At 74.2% G+C, this 25,329-nt stretch carries 23 protein-coding genes; 13 read left to right on the forward strand and 10 right to left on the reverse strand.

Going from position 1 to position 25,329, the window contains the following annotated elements; all coding sequences use genetic code 11:
- Window positions 1-29 precede the first annotated feature (29 nt).
- Window positions 30-998 carry a 2-hydroxyacid dehydrogenase gene (locus ACFVTF_RS19800; protein ID WP_387815046.1) on the forward strand — a complete coding sequence of 323 codons (969 nt, stop codon included), beginning with the start codon at window positions 30-32 and terminating at the stop codon, window positions 996-998.
- A 4-nt stretch (window positions 999-1,002) separates the two neighbouring features.
- Here ACFVTF_RS19800 and ACFVTF_RS19805 read toward each other — a convergent pair whose 3' ends face one another.
- The 3 genes from ACFVTF_RS19805 to ACFVTF_RS19815 all read right to left on the reverse strand — a co-directional run bounded on the left by ACFVTF_RS19805 (window position 1,003) and on the right by ACFVTF_RS19815 (window position 3,774).
- Window positions 1,003-1,857: an alpha/beta fold hydrolase gene (locus ACFVTF_RS19805; protein ID WP_387815219.1), complete on the reverse strand. Its 855-nt coding sequence runs from the start codon at window positions 1,855-1,857 to the stop codon at window positions 1,003-1,005.
- Between the two features lie 23 nt (window positions 1,858-1,880).
- Window positions 1,881-2,789, reverse strand: coding sequence for a DUF4231 domain-containing protein (locus ACFVTF_RS19810; RefSeq protein WP_387815048.1), 909 nt, complete (start codon window positions 2,787-2,789; stop codon window positions 1,881-1,883).
- Window positions 2,790-3,009: 220 nt separating this feature from the next.
- Window positions 3,010-3,774, reverse strand: coding sequence for a sugar isomerase domain-containing protein (locus ACFVTF_RS19815; RefSeq protein ID WP_387815050.1), 765 nt, complete (start codon window positions 3,772-3,774; stop codon window positions 3,010-3,012).
- 222 nt (window positions 3,775-3,996) lie between these two features.
- Between ACFVTF_RS19815 and ACFVTF_RS19820 the strand changes: the two genes are divergently transcribed.
- Complete coding sequence (locus ACFVTF_RS19820; protein ID WP_387815052.1) at window positions 3,997-4,689, forward strand: metal-dependent transcriptional regulator; 693 nt, start codon at window positions 3,997-3,999, stop codon at window positions 4,687-4,689.
- 465 nt (window positions 4,690-5,154) lie between these two features.
- Here the strand turns inward: ACFVTF_RS19820 and ACFVTF_RS19825 are convergent, their stop codons facing one another.
- The gene (locus ACFVTF_RS19825) at window positions 5,155-5,859 is read right to left on the reverse strand and encodes a bifunctional DNA primase/polymerase (RefSeq protein WP_244293629.1); all 705 of its coding nucleotides are present in this window, start codon (window positions 5,857-5,859) and stop codon (window positions 5,155-5,157) included.
- A 315-nt stretch (window positions 5,860-6,174) separates the two neighbouring features.
- Between ACFVTF_RS19825 and ACFVTF_RS19830 the strand changes: the two genes are divergently transcribed.
- Both ACFVTF_RS19830 and ACFVTF_RS19835 read left to right on the forward strand, forming a co-directional pair.
- The gene (locus ACFVTF_RS19830; RefSeq protein ID WP_350877580.1) at window positions 6,175-7,551 is read left to right on the forward strand and encodes a transcriptional regulator; all 1,377 of its coding nucleotides are present in this window, start codon (window positions 6,175-6,177) and stop codon (window positions 7,549-7,551) included.
- A gap of 209 nt (window positions 7,552-7,760) precedes the next feature.
- On the forward strand, window positions 7,761-8,960 hold the full coding sequence (locus ACFVTF_RS19835) for a hypothetical protein (RefSeq protein WP_387815054.1): 1,200 nt from the start codon (window positions 7,761-7,763) through the stop codon (window positions 8,958-8,960).
- Between the two features lie 77 nt (window positions 8,961-9,037).
- Here the strand turns inward: ACFVTF_RS19835 and ACFVTF_RS19840 are convergent, their stop codons facing one another.
- Window positions 9,038-10,336: an ABC transporter substrate-binding protein gene (locus ACFVTF_RS19840; RefSeq protein WP_387815056.1), complete on the reverse strand. Its 1,299-nt coding sequence runs from the start codon at window positions 10,334-10,336 to the stop codon at window positions 9,038-9,040.
- A gap of 174 nt (window positions 10,337-10,510) precedes the next feature.
- Between ACFVTF_RS19840 and ACFVTF_RS19845 the strand changes: the two genes are divergently transcribed.
- The gene (locus ACFVTF_RS19845) at window positions 10,511-11,026 is read left to right on the forward strand and encodes a hypothetical protein (protein ID WP_387815058.1); all 516 of its coding nucleotides are present in this window, start codon (window positions 10,511-10,513) and stop codon (window positions 11,024-11,026) included.
- A gap of 199 nt (window positions 11,027-11,225) precedes the next feature.
- A complete protein-coding gene (gene purU, locus ACFVTF_RS19850) occupies window positions 11,226-12,092 on the forward strand; it encodes a formyltetrahydrofolate deformylase (protein WP_371517487.1) in 867 nt (288 codons plus the stop codon).
- Window positions 12,093-12,138: 46 nt separating this feature from the next.
- Here the strand turns inward: purU and ACFVTF_RS19855 are convergent, their stop codons facing one another.
- Window positions 12,139-13,386, reverse strand: coding sequence for an anti-sigma factor family protein (locus tag ACFVTF_RS19855; protein ID WP_387815060.1), 1,248 nt, complete (start codon window positions 13,384-13,386; stop codon window positions 12,139-12,141).
- A complete protein-coding gene (locus tag ACFVTF_RS19860; RefSeq protein WP_387815062.1) occupies window positions 13,383-14,042 on the reverse strand; it encodes a sigma-70 family RNA polymerase sigma factor in 660 nt (219 codons plus the stop codon). The genes ACFVTF_RS19855 and ACFVTF_RS19860 overlap by 4 nt, the downstream gene beginning before the upstream one ends.
- Before the next feature lie 607 nt (window positions 14,043-14,649).
- On the opposite strand from ACFVTF_RS19860, the gene ACFVTF_RS19865 reads away from it, so the two are divergent.
- Window positions 14,650-15,123: an ATP-binding protein gene (locus ACFVTF_RS19865; RefSeq protein WP_371517484.1), complete on the forward strand. Its 474-nt coding sequence runs from the start codon at window positions 14,650-14,652 to the stop codon at window positions 15,121-15,123.
- A gap of 474 nt (window positions 15,124-15,597) precedes the next feature.
- Here ACFVTF_RS19865 and ACFVTF_RS19870 read toward each other — a convergent pair whose 3' ends face one another.
- Window positions 15,598-16,569, reverse strand: a complete 972-nt coding sequence (locus ACFVTF_RS19870) for a GlxA family transcriptional regulator (RefSeq protein WP_387815064.1) — start codon at window positions 16,567-16,569, stop codon at window positions 15,598-15,600.
- 197 nt (window positions 16,570-16,766) lie between these two features.
- Between ACFVTF_RS19870 and ACFVTF_RS19875 the strand changes: the two genes are divergently transcribed.
- The 4 genes from ACFVTF_RS19875 (at window position 16,767) to ACFVTF_RS19890 (ending at window position 20,378) form a co-directional block, all read left to right on the forward strand.
- On the forward strand, window positions 16,767-18,098 hold the full coding sequence (locus ACFVTF_RS19875) for an MFS transporter (protein ID WP_387815066.1): 1,332 nt from the start codon (window positions 16,767-16,769) through the stop codon (window positions 18,096-18,098).
- Window positions 18,099-18,156: 58 nt separating this feature from the next.
- A complete protein-coding gene (locus ACFVTF_RS19880; protein WP_387815068.1) occupies window positions 18,157-18,684 on the forward strand; it encodes a GNAT family N-acetyltransferase in 528 nt (175 codons plus the stop codon).
- Window positions 18,685-18,804: 120 nt separating this feature from the next.
- On the forward strand, window positions 18,805-19,149 hold the full coding sequence (locus ACFVTF_RS19885) for a DUF4229 domain-containing protein (RefSeq protein WP_371517480.1): 345 nt from the start codon (window positions 18,805-18,807) through the stop codon (window positions 19,147-19,149).
- Between the two features lie 233 nt (window positions 19,150-19,382).
- Window positions 19,383-20,378 carry a LacI family DNA-binding transcriptional regulator gene (locus ACFVTF_RS19890; protein WP_371517479.1) on the forward strand — a complete coding sequence of 332 codons (996 nt, stop codon included), beginning with the start codon at window positions 19,383-19,385 and terminating at the stop codon, window positions 20,376-20,378.
- A gap of 73 nt (window positions 20,379-20,451) precedes the next feature.
- Here ACFVTF_RS19890 and ACFVTF_RS19895 read toward each other — a convergent pair whose 3' ends face one another.
- Window positions 20,452-21,660 carry an MFS transporter gene (locus tag ACFVTF_RS19895; protein WP_371517478.1) on the reverse strand — a complete coding sequence of 403 codons (1,209 nt, stop codon included), beginning with the start codon at window positions 21,658-21,660 and terminating at the stop codon, window positions 20,452-20,454.
- A gap of 427 nt (window positions 21,661-22,087) precedes the next feature.
- Between ACFVTF_RS19895 and ACFVTF_RS19900 the strand changes: the two genes are divergently transcribed.
- Window positions 22,088-23,434, forward strand: a complete 1,347-nt coding sequence (locus ACFVTF_RS19900) for a dicarboxylate/amino acid:cation symporter (RefSeq protein WP_371517477.1) — start codon at window positions 22,088-22,090, stop codon at window positions 23,432-23,434.
- A 305-nt stretch (window positions 23,435-23,739) separates the two neighbouring features.
- Here ACFVTF_RS19900 and ACFVTF_RS19905 read toward each other — a convergent pair whose 3' ends face one another.
- Entirely contained in the window at window positions 23,740-23,943 is a 204-nt protein-coding gene (locus ACFVTF_RS19905) for a cold-shock protein (protein ID WP_052580872.1), read from the reverse strand.
- Window positions 23,944-24,311: 368 nt separating this feature from the next.
- On the opposite strand from ACFVTF_RS19905, the gene ACFVTF_RS19910 reads away from it, so the two are divergent.
- On the forward strand, window positions 24,312-25,211 hold the full coding sequence (locus ACFVTF_RS19910; protein WP_371517476.1) for a menaquinone biosynthetic enzyme MqnA/MqnD family protein: 900 nt from the start codon (window positions 24,312-24,314) through the stop codon (window positions 25,209-25,211).
- Window positions 25,212-25,329 lie beyond the last annotated feature (118 nt).

Here is a 25,329-nt window from a genome sequence, read left to right on the forward strand (position 1 = left end):
ACCGGGGGCGGCGGGTACGCTGCGGGACCATGAGCGAGCAGCCCCCGCCCCCGGTCCTGGTCACCCGGCGCCTCGCGCCCGGAGTGATCGAACGGCTCACCGCGCGCCACGCCGTCACCTGCCACGACTCCGACCGGGCGATGGCCCGGGCCGACCTGCTGGCCGCCGTCCGCGGCCGCCGCGCCGTGCTCACCACCCTGGACGACCGGGTCGACGGCGAGTTCCTGGACGCGGCCGGGCCGTCCCTGGAGATCGTCGCCAACCACGCCGTGGGGCACCACAACATCGACCTGGCCGCCTGCGCCGAACGCGGCGTGCTGGTCTCCAACACCCCCGGCGTGCTCACCACCGCCACCGCCGACATGGCCTGGGCGCTGCTGCTGGCCGCCACCCGCCGCCTCGGCGAGGGCGAGCGCCTGCTGCGCTCCGGCAGCCCCTGGACCTGGGCGCCGAACTTCCTGCTCGGCATGGAGCTGGCCGGCACCCCGCTGGGCGTGCTCGGCATGGGCCGGATCGGGCAGGCGGTGGCCCGCCGGGCCCGCGCCTTCGACATGCCGGTCAGCTACCACAACCGCCGCGAGCTGCCGCCCGAGCAGGCCGACGGCGCCACCTGGCGGCCGCTGGAGGACCTGCTCGCCCACTCCACGGTGCTGGTCGTCACCGCCCCGCTCAGCGCCGCCACCCGGCACCTGCTGGACGCCCGCCGCCTCGCCCTGCTGCCGCGCGGGGCGGTGGTGGTCAGCATGACCGCCGGAGTGGTGGACGAGGAGGCGCTGGCCGCCGCGCTGGAGTCCGGCGCGCTGTTCGCCGCCGCCGTGGACAACTTCGAGCACGAGCCGGCCGTCCCCTCCGCGCTGCTCGCCCAGGAACGCGCCGTCCTGGCACCGCACCTGGGCAGTGCCACCGTCGCCACCCGGCAGGCGATGGGCGGCCTGGCCGTGGACAACGTGCTGGCCGTGCTGGGCGGGGGAGCGCCGGTCACCCCGGTGACGGCCTGAGGCCTCAGCCCGCCGCCCAGGCCAGGGCGGTGGTCAGCACCCGGAACGCGCCGAAGTGCGCGGCGCCGGGCTCCAGGAAGAGCTCGGCGCCGGGGATGTGGTCGCCCAGCCAGCGGGAGTGGTCGACCGGGGAGAACTGGTCGTCGGTGCCGTGCCACAGCCAGCTCGGCACCGCGATGTCCTCGACCTTGAACCCCCAGTCGGCGGTGAACGCCAGCACGTCGTCGATCCAGCCGTCCGCGCCGTGCCGGAACGCCTCCCGGTAGTTGCTCTGCAGCATCCGCCGCAGGCCGCTGTCGGCCACCACCTCCCGGTCGGCGGGCGACAGTTCGGGCCGCAGCCCGTTCAGCAGCCGGACCGGGTCGTCCTTGATCTGCCGGGAGCGGAACTCCATCGCGTCGGCGATCCGGCCGTGTCCGCGCTCCGCCTCCTGGTAGGCGTGCACGTTCGACGGGGTCATCCCGGCGTACCAGTCCAGGCCGGCCGCGTTGCGCGGCGCCAGGCCGACCAGCACCGCCACCCGGCTGACCCGCTCCGGCAGCAGCGCCGCGCAGGCCAGCGCGTGCGGGCCGCCGCCGGAGCGGCCGAGCACCGCGAAGCCGTCCAGCTTGAGGTCGTCCGCGATGGCCCGCACGTCGGCGGCCGCCGCGCTCACCCGGCGGCCGAACTGCCGGGTCGAGTCGCCGTAACCCGGCCGGTCGTAGGAGATCAGCCGCACCCCCAGCCGGTACAGCACGGTGCTGCGCGGGTGCGGGCCCACCCGGCTGCCGGGCATGCCGTGCAGCAGGAACACCGGGCGGCCGCGCGGGTCGCCCAGGGATTCGACGGCGAGGGCGCGACCGTCCGGGGCCTTGACCATCCGTAACGACACCTGCGGCCTCCTCAGTGGTCCCGGTCGGTGGTGGTGCGGATCTCCCGGCGGGCCTGCCAGGTGGTGTGCTCGCGGGAGACCGCGTCCTCGGCGTCCCGGGCCAGCCGGGCCCAGAGCTCCTCGGCGTCCGCCGACTCCACGTCCAGCCGGGCCAGTTGGCGCCGGATGAGCTCCAGCTCGTCGGCGGCCAGCCCGTACGCGGCGGCCAGCGGGCGGTACTGGCGCAGCTGCGCCCACGCGGTGATCGAGGCGGCCACCGCCGAGACGGTGCCCAGCGCGTCGTAGGTGAACGCGCCGAGCGCCCGCAGCACCGCGAGCACCAGCCCGAACGCCGGGAGCACCACGCCCAGCACCCCCGCCAGGGCTCCGGCCCGGGCGCAGTACCGGGACTTGGCGCGGTACCAGTCGTGCTGCACCTGGATCCGCTCCCGCAGGTACACCTCGCGCCGCACCGCGAGCGGCTGCTCGCGCAGGTCGCGCATCGCCGCCGTGATCCCGGCGAGCTCCGCCCCGGCGCCCGGCGTGACCACCCGGCCGTCCCGGAAGGCGCCCAGCACCCCGCCGAGCTGGACGCGGTACAGGCCCTCCGCGTCCGGCAGGGTGTGCGGCGGCGGCTGGTAGGCGTCCGCCCGGACGGCGAACTTCCAGGCCAGCGTCTTGACCGACTCGGCGGCGGCCCGGCCCTCGTACCAGAGCCCCTGCGGGTTCTGCCGGCTGATCACCACCGCGAGGACGATCGCGCCGAGGTAGGCGGCGGCCGCCGGCCAGGCCCAGGGCTCGCCGTCGGCGGAGCCGGTCGCGGCGGCGGCCACCAGCAGGAGCAGCTCCCAGGCGGAGAGCAGCACCGAACGCCGCTGGCCGCGCAGCGAGGCCGCGTCGGCGGCCCAGAAGAACCCGGGCAGCAGTTCCCGCTCGCGCACCCACCCCGTCCGTCCAGCCCCAGACGCCATGTCCGGCCCCCACCCGTCGCTCCGGTCGCACCGCTCTCCTGCCCCGGGCGGCTTCCCGGTACGCCTGGCCCGCCCCCGGGCCGCCCGCAATGGCCGGGATGCCCCGGTGGATTGTCCGGCCCGGGTACGTTCGGTGGGCGGGCGGACACCCTGCGTGGCCCGGGGTGCCCGTGGGCGCGACCGGTGGGTGTCAGTAGGTGTAGAGGATCCGGTCGGCGTTGTCGGCCATCTGCTTGGCGTTCCACTCGGTGCCGCCGGGGACGTTGCCGGAGCGGAACAGCGGCGGGGCCGCGGTGGTGCCCTCGGCCGCCGCGTCGGCCAGCCGGCCGACCGCCGAGGCGACCACGGCCTGCATGAGCGCGCTGGTCACGATGGTGGAGACCGGGCCGAAGGTGGTCTCGGCGGCCGGGTGGGTCAGCTCGCCGTCCCCGACCGCGATCTTGCTGTCCAGCACCACGTCGCAGTTGTCCTTCAGGTACGTGCCGGACGGGTGCGCCGGGGGCACCTCGCCCGGGTACGCCAGCGAGGTCACGCCGATCACCTTCAGACCGCGGTCCCGGGCGTACCGGGCCAGCTCGACCGGCATCACCTGGCGGCCGGACAGCGAGATCACGAACAGCAGGTCGCCGGAGGCGGCCGGGGTCAGGTCCAGGGTGGTGGTGGCCAGGCCGGACACCCGCTCCAGCGCGCTGGCCAGCGGCGCGGGCATCACCGTCACCCCCGCCATCCCGGGGACGTTCAGCAGGTTCATCGGGACCAGCCCGCCGGCCCGGTAGACCACGTCCTGGGCCGGCAGCGCGGAGTGCCCGGCACCGAAGGTGAACACCCGGCGGCCCTCGGTGATCGCCTCGGCGAGCAGCGCCGCGGCGGCCTCGATGGCGTCGGCCTCCTCCTCCCGGACCCGCTGGAGATGGGCGATCGCGGCGTCGAAGTACCGGCCGACCAGGTCGTTCATCTGTTGCCTTCGCTCTCTGCCGGTGGGGGAGCCGGCCGGGTGGGGCGGGCCGGGAGGGTCCGGGCCGCCAGTGGAGAAAGCTACGGCGAGCACCGTGGCGCCCCGGCGGCACCGCTGTCAACAGGAACGAAAACCGGGACCCGGGGCCCTTGCGCGGGCCCGGTTGTCGGTGCAGTACGTCAGAATTGGCGGTGAGGACACCGAAGAACGGAGCCAGCGGCGATGTCTGGGCTGATCGACACCACTGAGATGTACCTTCGCACCATCCTGGAGCTGGAGGAGGAAGGCATCGTCCCGATGCGCGCCAGGATCGCCGAGCGACTGGAGCAGAGCGGCCCGACGGTCAGCCAGACGGTCGGCCGGATGGAGCGCGACGGGTTGTTGCAGGTCGCGGGGGACCGCCACCTCGAACTGACCGACGACGGGCGCCGGCTCGCGGTGCGCGTCATGCGCAAGCACCGCATCGCCGAGTGCCTGCTCGTCGACGTGATCGGACTGGAGTGGGAGCAGGTCCACGAGGAGGCCTGCCGCTGGGAGCACGTGATGAGCGAGACGGTCGAGCGCAAGGTGCTCGCCATGCTCGGCCACCCGACCCAGTCCCCGTACGGCAACCCGATCCCGGGCCTGGACGAGCTGGGCGACGCCAAGGCCGAGGGCGAGGGCTTCGACGCCGCGCTCGTCCCGCTGGACACCGTCAAGCCGGGTGACGGCGGCGCCAGCGTGGTGGTCCGCCGGATCGGCGAGCCGATCCAGACCGACGGCGAACTGATGCGCACGCTGCGCCGGGCCGGGATCCGGCCGGGCTCGACCGTGCGGGTCAGCACCGGCGTCGGCGGCGTGCTGGTCGGCACCGGGGAGAACGCGGCGGAGCTGGGCAAGGACATCGCCCAGCACGTCTTCGTCGCCCAGGCCTGAGGAACGACGCGAAGGGCCCGCTGCTCCCCGTGCAGCGGGCCCTTTCGCCTCCCCGTTCCCTCCCTGTCCCCTCCGTCCCTCCATCCCCTCCGTTCCCTCCCGGCCCCTCCACCGCCTCGCCCGGCTTCCCCGTCCGAGCGCTCCCTCCGGCGTCCCCTCGCACCGCAATTCCTCCCCTCGGCCGATCATGGCAATCCTTGAGCGTTGTCACTCGTCCGGGGGGCTTTCGTCCATGATCAGCGGGTACACGGAGGCCTTATCCGCACATGCGTGTGACGGGCCCCGCCTCCGGTGGGAGACAAGGCCCGTCAGTCGGGCGCGGGGTGTCGCGCGCTGCGCGCCCTCACCCGATAGGCGGAGGGCGGCCGTTCACGGGGCGGTGAATCGAGGCGGTGAACCGAGACGGTGAACCGAGGTGGTGAACCGAGGTGGTGAACCGAGGTGGTGAACCGTTGCTGCGCCCGTTCAGCGCACCGCTGCCGCCGGCTGGGCGGGCTGGGGGTGGGCGGCCGCGGGCGCCTCGCGTCCGCAGGCGTAGGCGAGCGGGCTGATCAGCTCGGCGGCGTCGGGCAGCCAGCGGTTGAGCGCCGAGGGGGAGCGGGCCCACTGGGCGTAGCCGGTGCCGCCGATCCGGGACGGCGGGGCGACCGTCCAGTCCCCTTCGCCGCGGGCCACCAGGTCCAGCCGGCCGGGCGGCCAGCCGAGCTTGCGGAGCATCTCCGGCAGCTTGGCCGCGACCCCGGGCAGCACCAGGAAGTGCAGCCGCCGGCCGATCCGGCCGGGCGAGGCGGGCAGCACCGCGACCGGGCCCAGCTGGAGGTCCATCCGCTCCATCCGCGCCAGCGCCAGGCAGCCGGCCGTCTCCGGGACGTCCAGGACGTCGAAGGACCGGCCGGTGGGCAGCAGGATCGAGGCCTGCGGCCGCTCGGTCCACCAGCGCCGCACCGCCCCCGGCCCGGCGCTCGCCTTGCGGGCCCAGTCCGCGTCGAGCGGGTGGGCCCCCGGCAGCAGGCAGCGCCGGTCGCCGCAGGAGCAGCGGGCGGGCCCGTCGCCGTCGATCAGCCAGGCACCGGGAGCGACCTCCCAGTGGCGGTTCTCGGCGTAGCCGACGGCTTCGATGAGCAGCGGGGGCAGTGCGGCGTTCTTGCCCTGGTCGGGGGAGTCGGGGATGTCTTCCACGCGCTGCTCAACTACCGTGTGTGAGGCTGGTTACGGCCCGGCGCAAGCCGGTTGGGCGCATACCGGCAATGTCACCCGATCCGGTTACTCGACCGAGTTGAGGCGGGCGGGGGCAGGCGCAGTGGGGGCGCACAGGAGCATTTCCCAGGGCGCGTGGGGGGTGCGGATCGTCACCGTGGGTATCCCGCTGGCGTTGCTGATCGCTAACCTGGTGTCAGATTCCTTGGACGGTCGGACAGTCGGCAACAGATCAGCAGAATCGTCGCCCGCCGGCCGGGACCGGAGGGTGTGGGGAGGCGAAACCCAATGGCCGCAAGACCACTCGTCGCACGACAGCCCAACGAGCGTCTGCAGCAACTGATCCAGGAGGCCAGCTGCTCCAACGCCGGCCTGGCCCGGAGGGTCAACCTCTGCGGCGCCGAGCACGGTCTGGACCTGCGGTACGACAAGACCTCCGTCGCCCGCTGGCTGCGCGGGCAGCAGCCGCGCGGGCAGGCGCCGGCCGTGATCGCCGAGGCCCTCGGCCGCAAGCTCGGCCGCAGCGTGTCGGTCGAGGAGATCGGCATGGCCGACGGCAAGAACCTCAGCTCCGGCATCGGGCTCCAGTTCGCGCCGACCCTGAACGCCGCCCTGGAGCAGGTCTGCGAGCTCTGGCGCAGCGACGTCGGGCGGCGGGACTTCCTGACCGGGGCCACGGTCGCGGCCTCCGCGCTGGTGGAGCCCAGTCGGGACTGGCTGATCACCCCGCCCGACCCGGTGGTGGCGCGCACCGGCGGCCCCCGGGTCGGCCCGACCGACGTGGCCGCGATCAAGGCCACCACCACGATGCTGGTCGACCTGGACCACCGCTTCGGCAGCGGTCACGTGCGCCCGGTGGTCGTGCACTACCTCAACTCGGTGGTCTCCAGCCTGCTCGGCGGGGCGTACCGGGACGAGACCGGGCGCCAACTCTTCGCCGCGGTGGCCCGGTTGACCGAACTGGCCGGTTACATGGCGGTGGACACCGGCCAGCCCGGCCTGGCCCAGCGCTACTACATCCAGGCGCTCCGGCTCGCCCAGGCGGCCGACGACCGCGGCTACGGCGGCTACGTGCTGGCGGCGTCGATGAGCCACCTGGCGGCGACGCTCGGCAACCCGCGGGAGATCGCCCAGCTCGCCCGCGCCGCGCAGGAGGGCGCCCGGACGGTCGCCACCCCGACGGCGATGGCGATGTTCTACGCCGCCGAGGCCCGCGGCCACGCCCTGCTGGGGGACGCCCGCTCCTGCGAGGCGGTGTCGGCCAAGGCGCTGGAGATGATGGAGAAGCGCCGCCCGGAGGACGACCCGGACTGGATCGTCCACTTCGACGACGCCTACCTGTCGGACGAACTGGCCCACTGCCACCGGGACTTGGAGCAGGCCGGCCAGGCCGAGCACTACGCCCGCCGGGCGCTCGACCTGCACCCGCCGACCCGGGTCCGCCGCCGCGCGGTGGACCTCGTCCTGCTCGCCACCGCCCAGTTGCAGCAGCGGGACCTCGAACGCGCCTGTGAGACGGGCGCGCAGGCGGTCCGGCTGCTGAGCGGGCTGCGTTCCAACCGGGGCGTGGAGTACCTGGACGAGTTCCGGCGCAGGCTGGAGCCCTACCGGGAGCAGCGGGTGGTCCGCGAGTTCCACGCCCGGGCGGATGCGGAGGCCGCCTAGTGTCACGTCCGGGGTGCCAGGGCCGGTCCGAGGCCCCGGGCCCCGGCGGGGCGGCGTGAGGGGAGCGTGAGGGATGTCCCGCCCGCGTGGTCACCCGGTTCGGCGAACCGGTAGCGTGGGCGTGACGTCCAAGGAACTGTGATGCCCCCAAGAACCGACGAGATGTGGTCCGCCGTCAGCGCGCGGTCGTGCACAGGTGAGGAATCGCGTTGAGCCAGCGCCGCTCGTACCCCAACTCGGGTGACTTCAACCTGGACGACCTGTTCCGCCCCGAGCCCGGCCAGACCCAGGGCGGTGTGCCGGGCCAGCCGCAGGGTCAGCCCCAGGGCCACCCGCAGGGGCAGGCGGGCGTGCCGCCGGTGGGGCAGCCGTCCGGGCAGCCCGAGTACCTCGGCGAGGGCGGGCACGCGCGGCCGACCCAGGCCATGCCGGCCCAGCCCGCCCCGTGGGCCGGCGCCCCGCAGCCCGGTTACGGCGTCCCGCAGCACGAGCCGGCGCCGGAGACGCAGCACCTCCCGCCGTACCCGGGCGCGGACCCGTACGCGGGCGGCTACCCCACGGGCCAGTCCCAGGCCGGCTACCCGCAGCAGCCCGGCCCGGGCGGCTACCAGGGCTACTCGCAGGCCGGGCAGCCGCAGCCGGCGCCGGCCTACCCCGGTCAGGACTACGGGCAGAGCTACGGCCAGGGCTACGGGCAGGACCACGGACAGGGCTTCGACACCACCCAGGCGGGCGCGCAGGCTCCGGCCGCCCGGGGCGGCCGCCCGTCCAACAAGCTGATCATCGGTGGGGTGGTGGCCGGCTTCGCGGTGGCCGGCATCCTGGTCGCCGTCCTGGTGAACGGGGACGACGCCACCCCCGCCGCCGACGCCAAGAAGACCCTCCCGGTGGCCGCCACCGGCAGCGCCACCCCCGGCACGGCGAGCGCGAGCAGCTCGGGCGCCACCGTCGACCCGGCGGTCAAGGCCCAGGCACAGCCGCTGTCGGACCTGCTCGGCACCGCGAGCGACAGCCGCTCGGCGGTGGTCGGCGCGGTCGCCGCGGTGCAGAAGTGCGACAAGCTGCCCGAGTCGCAGCAGGCGCTCACCGGCGCGGCCGGCAAGCGGCGCGAGCTCCAGACCAAGCTCGGTCAGCTGAAGGCCGACAAGCTGCCCGGCGGCCAGCAGCTGGTCGAGCAGCTCAACGCGGCGTGGACCGCCTCCGCGCAGGCCGACGACGAGTACGCGGCCTGGGCCGGGGACTCACAGGCGCCCGGCGCCTGCGACCCCAAGAAGCTGGACAACCAGCACTACAAGAACGCCGTCCAGGCCAGCGGCACGGCGACCACCGCGAAGAAGCAGGCCTCGACCCTGTGGAACGCGATCGCCACCCAGACCGGCCTGCCCAGCCGCAGCGACGGCGACCTCTAGGACGGACGGGGGAACGGGCCCGCCGGCCCGCCCCTTCGTCGTCCGTCCTTCGTCACCGGTCCTGTGCCGTTCCGGCGTCACGCCGGCGGGCGGCCCCCGGTGAGCACCCAGCGGATGTCCACGAAGCCCGGCTGCTGCAGGGTCATCCGGCCGCCCTTGACCACCTGGTAGGTGACCCAGGTGTTCACCAGCCGCGGGGACTCGGTGCTGGGCAGCATGTTGGGGGTGCCCCAGTTCAGCGGCGGGGTGAGGCCGACGTCGATGCTCTCGCCGCTGTCCAGCAGCCCGGTGACGGTCTTCTCGGTGACCTGCCGGCCGGACGCCGCGACCTTCTCGGCGACCAGTCGGAACACCTCGTACGCGACCCAGGTGGTCTGCACGCCGGGATCGGAGACGTCGATGCTGTGGCCGCCGGAGGTGTCGGCGCGCACCACCGCGCGCAGCCCGTCCCAGACCTTCGCCGACTCCGGCGGGTACCAGCTGGTGACGTAGGTGCCGGCCAGCGGGCCGGAGTCGCCGCCGGTGGAGTCGACCACCGACTGCTGGACGCTGCCGATCACCGAGGCGAACCGGGTGTTCCTCGGGTTCAGCCGGCGGTAGGAGTCCAGCAGGTTGCCGGTCGGCTCGGCGGCGAGGGCGCTGGTGACGCAGTTCGCCGCTTCGTCCTTGCCGATCGCCTTGCGGGCCACCGCCGTGTAGTCGGTGGACTGCTCGGGAGCCTTGACGTCGAGCAGCTTGATGCCGGCCGGCTTGAGCGCGTTGGCCAGGTAGCCGAGCAGGTTGTCGCCGGACGGGGTGTCCGGGCGGACGAGTGCGACGGCCTTGCAGCCGGCCTCGACCAGCTGACGGCCGCTGCCGCCGATCAGCGCGGGCATGCCGCCGTCCACCGGGTACGAGAGCGGGCTGCTGAACTCGGGCTGGGAGAGCCCGTAGCCGCCGATCAGGGGGATGCCGGCGCGTTCCAGGACGGGCATGAAGTCGAAGCCGTACTGGCTGTAGGAGCCGATCACGGCGACCGCCTTGGCGTCCACCGCCCGCTGGGCGCAGGCCTTGGCGCCTTCGGAGGTGTTGTGCTCGTTGCAGGTGAGCACCTGCAGCCGGCGGCCGTTCAGTCCGCCCTTGAGGTTGACGTCCCGGCCGATCGCCTCGGCGAGGGCGGTCATGCCGGGCCGGTCGGCGGCGCCGGTGCCGGACGGGGACCAGGTCATCACGGTGAGGTCGCCGCCGTTGGTGGAGGCATCGGCCGGTCCGCCGCACGCGGAGGCCGAGAAGAGGGTGGGGAGCAGGGCCGCGGCGGTGGCGGCCGCGGCGATTGGGCGGCGGCGGCGCCGCGCGAACTGGTGCCGGGGCTGGAACGGGTCCCTTCGGCTGGTCATCGGTCTTCCCTCTCTGGGGCGCCATCCGGCGCACCGGAGCAAGCCAAGCCCCGGCGCCACACGCAGAGAGGGCCGAAGTGCGAACGGTCGGACAACGGGAGCTGAAATCCGGTGGGGCACGCGTGTAGATCGGGAGTGGAGTACGAACGGACAGGGAACGTACGATCGTTCTCCATGTCCGCCAGCACAGATTCTTCGCATCGGTCTGCCCGAAACACTTCTCGTCCGGGCCACCGCTCCAGCACGATGAACGGCATGCCGCTCAACGACCTGCCCTGGTGGCGCTGGCGAGCCCGACTGCGCTCGGCGCTGCACATGTTGTCCGACCCCGGTTTCCAGCAGGAGACCTGGCTGAACGGCCGGGAGGGGTACGGCGACGTGACCGACGCCGTCTACCGGCTGGTGGAGGACACCTGGCTGGACCACTGGTCGGCCGAGAAGTACGTGGGCACGATCTTCCGCGACTCCGCCGAGGCCGCCCTGGTCGACGTCGCGGTGCTGCGGGTGGTCCAGCTGCTGCACGAGGTCGGCGCGGACGCCCACGCCGCCGCCTACTTCGGCCACCCCGGCTGGCCGGAGGCGGTCCGGGCCGCGCGCGAGGCGCACGTCGCGCTGGCGGTGAACGACGGGGACGACCCGGACGCGGCGCCCAAGTCGCTGGACGTGCTGCGCATCCTCACCCGGGTCTGAGCCCGGGTCCGGGCCCGGGTCTGGGCCCCGGCCGACGGCGGGGCCGCCGGTCGGGTGCCTGGCCGGGTGCCCGGTCGGGCTTTCGGCCGGGCCGCTGAGCAGTGCCGTCCCGCAGTACGGGCAGCCGGGCGGCGACTGTCCAGGATGTGACACGCTGGACCACCCACGAACGCCACGACACCAGGACGGGATACCCCCAGTGGACCAGCAGCCGGCCAGCGCCCAGTACGTCCTCACGCTGTCCTGCCCCGACAAGCAGGGCATCGTCCACGCCGTCTCCAGCTACCTCTTCATGACCGGCTGCAACATCATCGACAGCCAGCAGTTCGGCGACGGGGACAGCGGGCTGTTCTTCATGCGGGTGCACTTCTCCGCCGCCGAGCCGGTCACCGCCGACAAGCTGCGGGCCAGCTTCGCGGCGATCGGGGCCTCGTTCGGGATGGACTGGCAGATCCACCCGACCGAGCAGCGGATGCGGATCGTCCTCATGGTCAGCAAGTTCGGGCACTGCCTGAACGACCTGCTCTACCGCACCCGGATCGGCGCCCTGCCGGTGGAGATCGCCGCGGTGGTGTCCAACCACACCGACCTGCGCGACCTGACCGAGAGCTACGGCGTCCCGTTCCACCACATCCCGGTCACCCGGGACACCAAGGCCGACGCCGAGCAGCAGCTGCTGGACCTGGTCGCCAAGGAGGACGTCGAGCTGGTCGTGCTGGCCCGCTACATGCAGGTGCTCTCGGACCAGCTGTGCACCGCGCTGTCCGGCCGGGTGATCAACATCCACCACTCCTTCCTGCCGAGCTTCAAGGGCGCCAAGCCCTACCACCAGGCGCACGCCCGGGGCGTGAAGCTGATCGGCGCCACCGCGCACTACGTCACCGCCGACCTCGACGAGGGCCCGATCATCGAGCAGGAGGTGGCCCGGGTGACCCACGACGTCACCCCGGACCAGCTGGTCGCGCTCGGCCGGGACGTCGAGTGCCAGGCGCTGGCCCGTGCGGTGAAGTGGCACAGCGAGCACCGGGTGCTGCTGAACGGCACCCGCACGGTGGTCTTCGCGTAGCGAGCCCGGGGCGCGCGGTCGGGACGGTCGGCGCGGCCGTGGCCGCTTACGGCCGCGACAGCAGCGGCAGGGCGTGCAGCACCTCGCGGATCGCGGCCCGGTCGCCGTGCTCGCCGACCGGCAGCCGGTCCGGATCGCGGTGCGCGGCGGCCAGCTGGCAGAGCTCCAGGCCGTCCAGCACCATCGAGGCCACCGGCTCGCCGCCGGGCGGCCCCGACTCCGGTCCGTCCAGCGGTATCAGCCACTCGCCGGCCGCCGGGCCGTCGATCACCAGTCGCAGCCGCCGGCCCCGGCCTCGACCCTGGTCCGCCACGGGCGGGAGGGCCGGCGCCCCGGCGGGCTCGGGGCGGGTGGCGCGGGCGGCACGCAGCTCGGCCAGTGCCCGCGGGACCATCCGGACCGCCAGGTCCACCATCTGCCGCAGGTGCTGGGGCGCCGGCGGGTCGTACGGGTAGGCGACCGCGCGGGCCACGTCCTCGCCGTGCACGTAGCACTCGAAGGCGCGGTCCACGAACGCGTCGCGCAGCGGCAGCACGGCGAAGCCGTAGTCGACGGGGGTGTTGCCCTGCGGGGCGAGCGCGGCGGTGCGCACCAGGTCGTGGGTCTGCCGCCGCCACCGCTCCCGCACCGACTGCGGCGGGAGGCCGGCCTGGTCGGCGACCAGCCGGGCGGTGCGCTCGCCGATCCCGGCGTACGGCCCGCCCTGCGGCGGGACCCGGGGCGGGAGCAGCGGCGGGAGCCGGAGCGCCGGCGGCCGCCCGGCCGGCTCCTGCCGCGGCACCCGCCGGGCGGCCGGGGCCGGTGCGGCGCCCGGGCCGGCCGGCACCGGGTCGGGCAGGCCGAGGGCGAGCGCCAGGTAGCCGTCCACGGCGGCGAGGTGGCACAGCACCTCGGCCGGGCGCAGCCGCCCGGTGCCGCCGTGCCACGGCAGGTCGGCCACCTCCTGCCACTCCTCCGGGCCGAGGTCGCGCAGCAGCGCGTCGAGCTTGGCCGTCTCCGCGGTGTACGGCATCCCCCAGGCGGGGACGGGCAGTTCGGCCGGGCGGCGGGCCAGGCACCAGTCGAGCACCTGCTGGCGCAGCGAGTTGGGCTGGTCGAGCGGCTCGTCCAGGGCGAGCCAGCCCGCCGCCTCGCGCAGCCGGGCGGCCTCCTCGGCGCACTCCGGGCAGGTGCGCAGGTGCCGCTCCAGCTCGGCGGCGTCATGGCTCGGGCAGGCGCCGAGGGCCCAGGCGCCGAGCAGCGAGCGCAGGGCGTCGTGCCGCTCCTCGGTGGTGGGCTCGCTCCGCTCGCTCATGCGCCCCTGTCCCCGTCGTCCCTGTCGCCCGCGTCGTCCGTGTCTTCCCGGTCGCCCTCGCGGCCGTGCCGTTCGTCGTGGCGGGCGCGCTCCTCGGCCAGTTCGGTGGCCAGCAGTTCCAGTCCGAGCCGCATCCGCTGCTTGGCGGCCTGCTCGCTGATGCCGAGCAGCCGGGCCGTCTCCTGGTAGGTGCGGCCGTCGTAGTACGTCACCGCGATGGTCTCACGCAGGGGTTGGGGCAGGGAGTCCACCACGTACTGCATGCGCGCGGCGGTGGCCACGGCGCGGATCTCCGCCTCGGCCGCGCCCTCGCCGCCGCCCGGTCCGTCAAGTCCGCTGCCCGGGCCGCCCGGTACCCGCTCGGCGGCCCGCCGCGCCCGTAGCCGGTCGACCGCGCGGCGGTGGGTGAGCGCGCCGAGCCAGGAGCGCAGCGAGCCCTGGGCGGGGTCGAAGTCCTCGGGGTGCTCCCAGACGTGGGCGAATATCTCCCGGGTGAGCTGGGCGGCGGCGGCCTGGTCGGCGAGTATCCGCCCGGCCAGTCCGTGCACCATCGGTGCGAGCTGGTCGTAGATCTCGCCGAGCGCGGTCTCCTCGCCGCGGGCGAGGCGGCGTTGGAGCTGCTCGTCCCAGCGCGGCGCGCGGTCGGGGGTGGCCATCGGGAACCACCCTCCTGCCCGGGTTTCGCTGGCGTACCCAACGGTATCTTGCGGCCGGTCGGCGGCGGGAGCATTCCCCGAAGAACGGAACCCGGGCCCGCGGATCGTCGCCCGGTCGTCGCCCGGTTGTCGCTCGTACCGGCGGCCCGTGTGCGGGGCGGTCCGTGGAGGCCGCTGTTCGAAGGCCGTTGGACATATGTCGCACGGGTGGTTCGCGAGTGGCGGGCCGGGCGTGCGGGGCGTCCGGAGGTAGGTTCGCCACTGCGGGGACCGGCGGGTCGGCCCGGGCCGGACGAGTGCCGGTACGAGGCTCGCGAGAGTGAACGGGACAGTATGCACTGCGCTGTCCCCCGATCGCTGGAATATGCCCGAAGCGCTTGCCGAGGCCCGTCCGCCCACTCATCCTGAGGCGTAATCGAGTCGCGGCCAGTGCGCGACGGACGAGTTGGCCCGGACGAGTTGGCCCGGACGGGACAGGTCGGGTGAGCGCCGGGCGGGAGCCCGGCCGAGGGCCCGGGTGGCACCGGGCGATGTGCGAGGGTTCGCCGGCTGGACGATCCGGCCCGATCGGGACGATGGCCGAACTGCGAGTGCGGGTGGTGGAGCGGTGCAGGTTCTTCAGGTACAGCTGGCGGTGCAGGCGGACCCCGCCGAGGTCGGCCGGGCCCGTCGGTGGGTGCGCTCGCGGCTGCTGAACCACGGGGTGGACCCGGACGCGCCGGTCGCCGAGACGGTGGTGCTGGTGGTCTCCGAGCTGGTGACCAACGCCGTGGTGCACACCGGGTGTCCGGCGGTGCTGCGGCTCTGTCTGCCGGTGGAGGAGGACCAGGCGGGCGGCGAGCCGGCCGGCCCGCTGCGGGTGGAGGTCGCCGACGCGAGCCGGACGGCCCCCGCCCCGCGGCACGCCGGGGCGGACGAGAACGCCACCAACGGGCGCGGTCTGGAGCTGGTCGAGCTGCTCTGCGAGCGCTGGGGCTGGTTCCCGGACGGCTCGGGCAAGCGGGTGTGGTGCGAGATCGGTGCGGACGCCCGGCCGACGGACCCGCTGGCGGGCGTGGACTGGGCGGCGCTGGCGCAGTAGCGGCAGCGGCAGCCCGGGGCCTGCTCGGTTCGCCGCCGTTCCCGCCGCCGTTCCCGCCGCCGTTCCCGTCGGTGATCGTCGGTGGAGATCACTGGCGGAGATCACCGGCCGAAAGTTGACGCAACCATTCCGAATTTCGGACTACCCATTGACGTGACGTATCCGACTGATCACGCTTGGGTGCGGCTCTCCGTCAGTGAGGGGACGCCGAGGGGACGCCCGAACGCCGCCGCGGTGCTGTTGTCCAGGGGGACCACGCCAGCAGGGGGGCCGTGGACCGCCGGTCGCGGGCGCTCCTTGGCGAGTGCGGAGGGCGCGGCGCGGGTTCAGGGCCCGTGCGTCGCGATTGGATGGCGGCCGGCCGCGCCGTGCTCGGGGTGCACGCGGCCGGTCGCCATCCGACCCGCCGTCATCCGGCGTCGCTTTTCGGCCACTCGGCCGAGAGCCGCCCAGGGCACCCGAAGCCGCCCGAGGTCACCCGGGGACGGTGCGGAAGGTGCGCCGGTAGGCGCTCGGGGCGACGTCCAGCCGGTCGCGCAGTTGCAGCCGGAGCGAGGCGGCGGTGCCGAAACCGGACTCCCGGGCGACCTGGTCGATCGTCAGGTCGGTGCGCTCCAGCAGCTGCCGGGCCCGCTCGGTGCGCTGCACGGTGAGCCACTTCCCGGGGCTGGCGCCGGTCTCCTCGCGGAAGCGCCGGGTGAAGGTCCGCACGCTCATGCCCGCCCGGTCGGCGAGTTGGCGCAGCGCCAGCGGCTGGTCCAGGTGTTCCAGTGCCCACGCGCGGACGGCGGCGGTGCCGTGGCCGGTGGAGTCCACCGGGCTCGGGGCCTCGACGTACTGCTTCTGGCCGCCCTCGCGCCACGGCGGCACCAGGCAGCTGCGGGCCACCGCGTTGGCCACCGCGCTGCCGTGGTCGCGGCGGACCACGTGCAGGCACAGGTCCACCCCGGCGGCCACCCCGCCGGAGGTGAGGAGGTCGCCGTCGTCGGTGTAGAGCACGTCCGGGTCCAGCCGCACCTTCGGGTACAGCTCGGCGAAGCGCTGGGTGTAGCGCCAGTGGGTGGTGGCCGGGCGGCCGTCGAGCAGTCCGGCGGCGGCCAGCAGGAAGGAGCCGGTGCAGATCGACATCAGCCGGGTGCCGGGCCGGATCCGGCGCAGCGCGGCGGCCAGTTCGGGGGTGAAGGCGGTGTCGACGGTGGCCGTGCTCGCGTCGGCGGAGGCCGGGATCACCACCGTGTCGGCCCGCTCCAGCAGCTCCGGCCCGTGGTCGACGCTGATCCGGAAGTCCGCGCTGGTGGCGACCGGCCGGCCGTCCAGCGTGCAGGTGGCGACCTCGTAGAGCGGCCGTCCGGCCGGGTCCTTGGCGCCGCCGAAGATGCGGGCGGGGATGCCGAGTTCGAAGGCGATCACGCCGTCGAGGGCGAGTACCGCGACCAGGTGGGCCATGCCGTTCCCCTTCGGTGGTGCGGCCGCCCGGGCCGGGTCGGCGGTTTGAGTCGGGTCGGTTCGGTCGGCGAGTCCGGCCGGTTCGGGCCGGTCCTGCCGGTTCGGGCCAGGGTACGCCGGGACCGTGGCCCGATTCTTGCGAAAGCTGTCATTCAGGCCACTCGTCGCGGCCGCGCCGCTTCGGGACACTCGTCCGCGTGACCGAACGCAACGCCCTCGCCCCCGCCCCCGCGCCCGCCCCCGAAGGACCCGTCCGCCCCGCCCGCCCGGCCCGCTTCCGGGTGCACTACGCCTGGGTGGTGGCCGGTGTCTCGCTGCTGGTCCTGCTCGGCTCGGCCGGCTTCCGGTCCACGCCCAGCCTGATGATGGACGCCCTGCACAACGAGTTCGGCTGGTCGCTCGGGACGATATCCAGCGCGACCTCCGTCAACCTGACCCTCTACGGCCTCACCGCCCCCTTCGCCGCCGCCCTGATGGACCGTTTCGGCGTGCGCCTGGTGGTGGTCTGCGCGCTGCTGACCATCTCGGTCGGCTCCGGGCTCACCATGCTGATGCGCGAACCCTGGCAACTGGTGCTCTGCTGGGGCGTGCTGGTGGGCCTGGGCAGCGGCTCGATGGCCGGCGCCTTCGCCACCACCATCACCGGCCGCTGGTTCCAGGCGCGCCAGGGCCTGGTCACCGGCGTGCTGACCGCCGCCGGCGCAGCGGGAAACCTGGTCTTCCTGCCGGTCGGCGCCTGGCTGGTCGAGCACCACGGCTGGCGCTCGGCGGTGATCGTGGTCTCGCTCGCGGCCAGCGCGGTCGCCGTCCCCGTCCTGCTGCTGATGCGCGAGCGGCCCGCCGACCTCGGCCTGCTCCCGTACGGAGCGACCGAGGAGCCCCCGGCGCCCGCCGCCGACGGCCGCGCCCTGACCCGCTCGCTGCGGGTGCTGCGGGACGCCGCCCGGAGCCGGGCGTTCTGGCTGCTGTCCGGTTCCTTCGCGATCTGCGGCGCCACCACCGCCGGCCTGGTCGGCACCCACTTCATCCCGGCCGCCCACGACCACGGCATGCCGGTGACCACCGCGGCCGGCCTGCTCGCCATGATCGGCGTCTTCGACGTGGTCGGCACCATCTTCAGCGGCTGGCTCACCGACCGGGTCGACTCCCGGATCCTGCTGGTCACCTACTACGGGCTGCGCGGGATCTCGCTGCTCCTGCTGCCGCAGCTGCTCGCCGGCTCGCTGCAGCCGCCGATCCTGGCCTTCGTCGTCTTCTACGGCCTGGACTGGGTGGCCACCGTGCCGCCGACCGTCGCGCTGTGCCGCCGGCACTTCGGCGGGGACGCCCCGATCGTCTTCGGCTGGGTGCTGGCCAGCCACCAGATCGGCGCGGCCGTCGTCGCCGGGCTGGCGGGCCTGGCCCGCGACGCGCTCGGGAACTACGACCTCACCTGGTACGGCGCCGGCGCCCTGTGCGTGGTCGCCGTCGGGCTCTGCCTGGCACTGCGCACCGGCCGGCCGGACCGCCCCGTCCCGGCCCTCGCCTAGGACGGGCCCCCAGGGCGGGTCGGGGGCCTGTCGGACCGGAGAGCTAGGCTCCGCAGCCATGGCGCTCATCTTCACCCTGGACCCGAAGCTCGACCCGGACCTGCGCACCGCCGTCGTCCGGCTGTGGGCCGACGTCACCAACGCCGGCGGCGCGGTCGGCTTCGTGGCGTCGGTGACGGAGGACGAGGTCTGGGACACCGCCGACCACCAGTTCGCCGGGGTCGCGCCGGACGGCCCGGACCGGCTGCTGGTCGCCCACGAAAGTGACACCGGTCGGCTGGTCGGCGTCCTCTTCTTCGAGTCGATGCGCTTCGGCCTGATGGAGCACTGGCGGATGCTCAAGCGGGTCATGGTGCACCCCGACTGCCAGGGCCGCGGCTACGGCGTCCGGCTGCTCGCCGAGGCCGAGCGGACGGCTCGGGAGTGGGGCCTGGAGAGCCTGCGGCTGACCGCGCGCGGCGGCCAGGGCCTGGAGCGCTTCTACACCCGCTGCGGCTACCGGGAGGTCGGCCGGGTGCCGGCCGCGGTCCGGGTCGCCCCCGGGGACGACCGCGACGAGATCACCATGTGGCTCGACCTGCGCTGATCCGCAGGACGGCCGGGCGGCGGCGGGCGGGGGGACGGGCGCCCCCTTCCCCACGCCCCCCGTCAGGCATGCTTCACTGGGAGACCGGCCCCGCCCAGACCAGTGAAAAGGATGTGTCCCGTGAGCAGCACCGGCCAGGAGAAGTCGCATGCCACGCTCCGCTACACCTCCCTGCGGGTCAGCATCTTCCTCGGCTGCCTGCTGGTCGCCCTGCTGCTCGGGCACTTCAAGATCATCCCGGTCAGCGGCCAGGCCGGAGTGATCTTCCTGTTCCTGCTGGCCGCGATCGCGTCCGCGCCGCTCAGCTACGTGCTGCTGAGCCGTCAGCGCGACGACATGTCCGCCCAGATCACCACCAAGGTCTCCGGCCTGCGCAGCCGTACCGCCGAGCGGATCGCCGCGCAGAACGCCGAGGAGGACGCCGCCGACGAGGCGGCCCGGGCGGCCGCCGTCCGGCAGAGCTGACCCCGGCCGGACCCGCAGCCGCAGCCGCCGTGCCCGACTCCGCCGCCTCGGACGCCTCCGCCTCCGCCTCCGACCCCGCTTCCGCTTCTGCTTCTGCGGCTTCCGGGCCCGGACCGGCCGACCCGCCGTCCGGGCCGTCCGCGTCGAGCGGGTCGGCCGCGTCGCCCGAGGCAGCCGTCGAGGGGGAGGCCGGGACCTGGCCGGCCCCGGTGCGCCGGCCCACCGGCCGGGACGTGGCCAGGCTCGCCGGGGTCTCCCAGGCCACCGTCTCGCTGGTCTTCTCCGGCGCCGAGGCCGGCCGCCGGGTCTCCGACGCGACCCGGGAGCGGGTCCGGGAGGCCGCCCGCAGCCTCGGCTACCGCCCGCAGGCGGCCGGCCGGCAGCTGCGGCTCGGCCGTAGCGGGATGATCCTCCTGGCGGTGCCGAACATCCTCGGCCCGTTCTTCGGCCGGGTGCTGGAGGGCGTCCACGAGGAGGCCGGCCGGCACGGCCTGGCGGTCGTGGTCAGCTCCGGCTGGGGGAGCGCCACCCTCGCCGAGGCCGCCACCACCAGCCGCTTCGACGGCCTGCTGATCTGCTCCCCGGACGACAGCCAGCTCGGCGAACTGCCCGCCGACACCCCCGTCGTCTTCCTCGACGCCGACCCGGGCACCGACCGGGCCCGGCCGACCGTCGAACTCGACGTGGCGGGCGGGATGCGCGCCGCCGTCGAGCACCTGGCCGGGCTCGGCCACCGCCGGATCGGGCGGCTGCGCTCCACCCACTCCGCGTACACGTTCCGGGTGCGGCAGGCTGCGTTCGAGCAGGTCGCCGCCGAACTCGACCTGGAGGTCGTGGAGTTGGGCGTGAGCCTGAACGAGGGCCAGCCGGCCGCGCGGACGGTGGCGCACCGCCTGCTGGAGCGCCCGGACCGCCCGCGCGCGGTGATCTGCGACGACGACGTGGTCGCCTCCGGGGTGTACCAGGCCGCCGCCGAGCTGGGCCTGAGGGTGCCGGCCGACCTGTCGGTGGTCGGCATGGACAACGTCGCGGTGGCCGCGCTGCTGGCCCCGCCGCTGACCACCGTCGACCTGCCCGGCGAGGAGCTGGGCCGGGTCGGCGCGGCGGCGCTGGCGGGCCTGCTGCGCGGCGAGCGGGCGGCGCCCGTCCCGCCGCTGGCCACCTCGCTGGTGCTGCGCTCCTCCACCGCGCCGGCGGTCGGCGCGCCGGGGCGGGGCGCGAAGCCGTAGGCAGGGGCAGGGGAGAACGAAAGACCGCGCCCGCCGGCCAGACCCCGGTGGGCGCGGTCGTCTGTGGGGGGCCTCAGCCCACCGGCACCGGCCGCACCGACGGCGCCGGCGGCACCGGGTGGAACCAGCGGCGGGCGCCGAACAGCAGCAGGGCGCCGAGCGCGATCCCGCCCGCCGCGCACAGCGCCACCGGCCGCAGCGAGTCCTCGGCCAGGTTGCCGGACACCGCGTAGCCGAGCGAGTTGCCCGTCGCGAACAGCGTCACCAGCCAGGCGAACGCCTCGGTCACCGTCCCGGTCGGCGCCAGCTCGGCGACCAGCACGAACGCCGCCGCCAGCAGCGGCGCCAGCCCGATCCCGGAGAGGAAGGCCAGCGCGGCCATCGGGTACGGCCCGGGCAGCAGCACCAGCGGCAGGTAGGACGCGGCCATCGCGAGCGCCATGACCCAGGTGCGGGTGGCCGTGCTGCTGCGCCACTTCACCGCGCCGTAGGCGAGCGCGCCGAGCAGGCCGCCGAGCGCCGCCAGCGCCAGCAGGGTGCCCGCGCCGCCGGGCAGGGCGTCGGCGTGGTGCTCGGCGTAGGCGATGAACAGCACGTTCTGCGCGCCGACCGCCCAGCCGGCCCCGGCCAGTCCGACCAGCAGCAGCACCAGGCCGGGGGAGCGCAGCGGGCCGAGCAGCCCGGCGGAGTGCGCGCGGGCCGGGGCGCGCCAGGCCCGGGCCGGGGCGGCGGTGGCCACGATCAGCGCGCCGGCCAGCCCCAGCCCGGCGGCCATCCAGAGCGCGGCGACCGGGCTGAACAGGCCGGCGATCCCGGCGACGGCCAGCGGGCCGGCCACGTAGAGGATCTGCTGGGAGGCGGAGTCGAAGGCGTAGGCGGTGTCGAGCTGCTCCTCCTCCACCACGTCCGGCCAGAGCGAGCGCAGGCAGGGTTCGAGCGGGGGCATGGCGAGCCCGGCGATCGCGGCGCCGAGCGGGGCGGCGATCCCGGAGCCGGGTGCGAGGGCGAGCAGCGCGTACCCGCCGCCGGCGAGCACGGCGGAGACGAGCAGGACGCGGGGCTGCCCGGTGCGGTCCACGATCCGTCCGAGCACCGGCCCGCCGACGGCGGCGGAGATCGCGTAGGCGGCGGTGGCCAGTCCGATCCGCCCGTACGGCGCGCCGGCCTCGCGCAGGGCGAGGGCGATCACCAGGGCGGTCATGCCGGCGGGCAGGCGGCCGAGCAGGGTGCCGAGGAGCAGGCGGCTGACATGGGGGGCGCGGAGCAGGGCGAGGTAGCCCATCGGGCGTCTTCTCCGGTCTGGGCAGGCGGGGGCGGGGACGCCGTCAAAGTTATACGTATAACCGTTCAGCGGTCAATCGGGCCGGTGGGGATGATCTGATGGTGTGTCAGCTTCGTTCGTGTCCGGATCTCACCCCAACCTCAAACAACTACTTTGAACATCTCAAACCTTTGCTGCTAATGTGTCGGCCATGACCACCTCAGACGCATCGCGGAAGCACGGCCAGGGCTCGCTGCCCGGCGCCGCCCGCCCGTGCGCTCTGACCGGTGCTGTGGACAGCCCGCGCCGTTGTCGCGCCATGAGCTGTATCCCGGCGGCACGCCCCTGACCGGGGGCCGGGACCTCCCCGCCCGGCCCGCGCGCCGTGCCGCCTCCTCCGCCACACCCCCACCGTCGAAGCAACGCCCTCCCCCGGAGCCGCACCGTCATGTCCACAGCGCCCGAGGCGACCCCGTCGCCGTCCGTGCTCGCGAGAATCCGCAAGACCCCGTTCTGGGTCCAGATCGTCGGCGGCCTGCTGCTCGGCGTCGGCCTGGGCTACCTGGCCCGCGCCGCCGACATCTCCTGGCTGGCCACCACCCTGGAGACCATCGGCAAGATCTTCGTCCAGCTGCTCAAGCTGGCCGTCCCGCCGCTGGTGTTCACCGCGATCGTGGTGAGCGTCGCCAACCTGCGCAACGTCACCAACGCGGCCCGCCTGGCCACCCGCACGCTGCTCTGGTTCATGATCACCTCGCTGATCGCGGTGGCCGTCGGCCTGGGCCTGGGCCTGCTGACCAACCCCGGCCAGGGCACCAACCTCAAGACCGACGGCCTCAAGGCGCTCGACTCCAAGGGCTCCTGGATCGACTTCCTGACCGGGATCTTCCCGACCAACATCGTCGACGCCTTCGCCAAGGTGAACGTGCTGCAGATCGTCTTCATGGCGGTCGTGGTCGGCGCGGCGATCATCAAGCTCGGCAGCAAGGCCGAGCCGGTCCTCAAGCTCAGCGAGTCCGTCCTGGAGCTGACCCAGACCGCCCTGTGGTGGGTCATCCGGCTCTCCCCGCTCGGCACCCTCGGCCTGATCGGCAAGTCCGTCGCCAAGTACGGCTGGGACCTGCTCAAGCCGTTCGCCACGCTGACCCTCGACATCTACGTCGGCTGCGCGCTGGTGCTCTTCGTCGTCTACTCGCTGCTGCTGAAGTTCGCCGCCGGCCTGAACCCGGTCAACTTCTTCAAGGGCGCCTGGCCCGCCATCCAGCTGGCCTTCGTCTCGCGCTCCTCGGTCGGCACCCTGCCGGTCACCCGCCGCGTCACCGAGCGCCTCGGCGTCCCCAGCGAGTACGCGTCCTTCTCCGTGCCGTTCGGCGCCACCACCAAGATGGACGGCTGCGCCTCGATCTACCCGGCGATCGCCGCGATCTTCGTCGCCCAGGTCTACAACATCGACCTCGGCATCCGGGACTACCTGCTGATCGCCTTCGTCTCGGTCGTCGGCTCGGCCGCCACCGCGGGCCTCACCGGTGCGATCATCATGCTGACGCTCACCCTCTCCACCCTGGGCCTGCCCCTGGAGGGCGTCGGCCTGCTGCTCGCCATCGACCCGATCCTCGACATGATGCGCACCGCGACCAACGTCGCGGGCCAGGTGCTGGTGCCGGTCCTGGTGGCCTCGCGGGAGAAGATCCTCGACGTCGCCGCCTACAACCGCCCCTCCGGCGACCTGTACGAGGACGCGCCGTCGGCCGCCGCCCCGGCGCAGACGGACAAGGCGGCCCCGGTGGCCGCCTGATCCCCGCCGGCTCGGCGACCAGGGCCCGCCTCCGCACCGTTCCCCGGTGCGGAGGCGGGCCCTCGTGCGTGCCGCGGGGGCGCGGGTGGTGTGCTGCTCCCCGGGGCGTGCGGCCGGGAGAAAGGCCGGGGAAAGGCTGAGGGAAGGCTGGGGGAAAAGGCCCGGGGAAAAGGCCCGGGGAAAAGGCAGGGGGCCCGCCGGTTGGGCGGGCCCCCTTGGGTGTTGCTCTTGTGCTCATGGTGACGGCTGTCGGGAGCCGCCGACGGACCCGCTGGGGTCCCGAGCGATCAGAACATCAGAGGATGTCAGATGGGGGTGACGTTCTCCGCCTGCGGGCCCTTCGGGCCCTGGGTGACGTCAAAGTTCACCGCCTGGTTCTCCTCCAGCGAGCGGAAGCCGCTCGCGTTGATGGCGGAGTAGTGGACGAAGACGTCGGGGCCGCCGCCCTCCTGGGCGATGAAGCCGAAGCCCTTCTCAGCGTTGAACCACTTGACGGTTCCCGTGGCCATGCCGTTCTCCTTGCGAGGGACGTGTCGGGGCCACACCGTGTGGCACCCGGTCCGCTGCGCTGATCGCCCTGCCTCCGGACGAGTCCGAAGTTTTTCGATATTGCTGAAAAACTACAAAAAGCCCGCGGTTACATGCTCCGCAGGCTTCAAGTACTGCAAGGGGAATCAAACTGCAACTGAGGGCAACGCTAGCATGCGGTCGCTGTGACGACCAGGGGTGAACTGCGGCCCCCACGGCGCGTGTCGTAGGGCCCCGCGGGGGCCTCCCGCAGGCCTCGCGGGCGCGTGTCGGGTGCCCGGTGCAAGCCTTTGTGAACAGCAGGCATACGCTGCGGGAAAGCGCACGAACAGTACAAGGGAGCGGCGCAGTGGCAGCACCGGACGGACAATCGCGGGAGCCCCAGGAACACCCGGTCAGGCCTCGCGTCGGCCACATCCAGTTCCTGAACTGCGTCCCCCTCTACTGGGGCCTCGCCAGGACCGGCAACCTGCTGGACCTCGACCTCACCAAGGACACTCCCGAGAAGCTGAGCGACCAGCTCGTCGACGGCTCGCTGGACATCGGTCCGATCACCTGCGTGGAGTACCTGCGCAACGCCGACGACCTCCTGGTGCTGCCCGACATCGCGGTCGGCAGCGACGGCCCGGTGATGTCGTGCCTCATCGTCAGCAAGGTGCCGCTCGCCGACCTGGACGGCCGCCGCGTCGCCCTCGGCTCCACCAGCCGCACCTCCGTCCGGCTCGCCCGGCTGCTGCTGGAGGAGCGCGAGGGCGTCCGCCCCGACTACTTCAGCTGCCCGCCCGACCTCAGCTCGATGCTCGCCGAGGCCGACGCCGCCGTCCTGATCGGCGACCCGGCGCTGCGCGCCTACCTCGGCCAGGCCGCCGACCTCGGACTGACCGTCCACGACCTCGGCGAGATGTGGAAGGAGTGGACCGGCCTGCCGTTCGTCTTCGCCGTCTGGGCCGTGCGCCGCGAGTTCGCCGAGCGCCGTCCGGAACTGACCGCGGCCGTGCACCGGGCCTTCCTGGAGTCCCGCGACCTCTCACTGGTCGAGGCCGCCAAGGTCGCCGAACAGGCCGCCCGCTGGGAGGCGTTCGGCGCGGACGTGCTGGAGCGGTACTTCAGCGAGGCCCTCGACTTCTCGCTCGGCGAGCGACAGCTGGCCGGCGTCGCCGAGTTCGCCCGCCGGGTCGCGCACGACAGCGGCTTCGCGTCGGACGTCGCGGTGCGGCTGCTGGAGCCGGCGGCGCTGCCGGTCGGCTGAGCGCGACGGGGCGCTCCGGTGCTCGGGTGCTCGGGTGCTCGGGTGCTCGGGTGCTCGGGTGCTCGGGTGCTCCGGGGCCGACGGGCAGCGGGCTGACGCGGACGCTCGAAAGGCCTGG

Source organism: Kitasatospora sp. NPDC057940 (genome assembly GCF_042887425.1).
In the GTDB taxonomy this organism is placed as follows: Bacteria; Actinomycetota; Actinomycetes; order Streptomycetales; family Streptomycetaceae; genus Kitasatospora.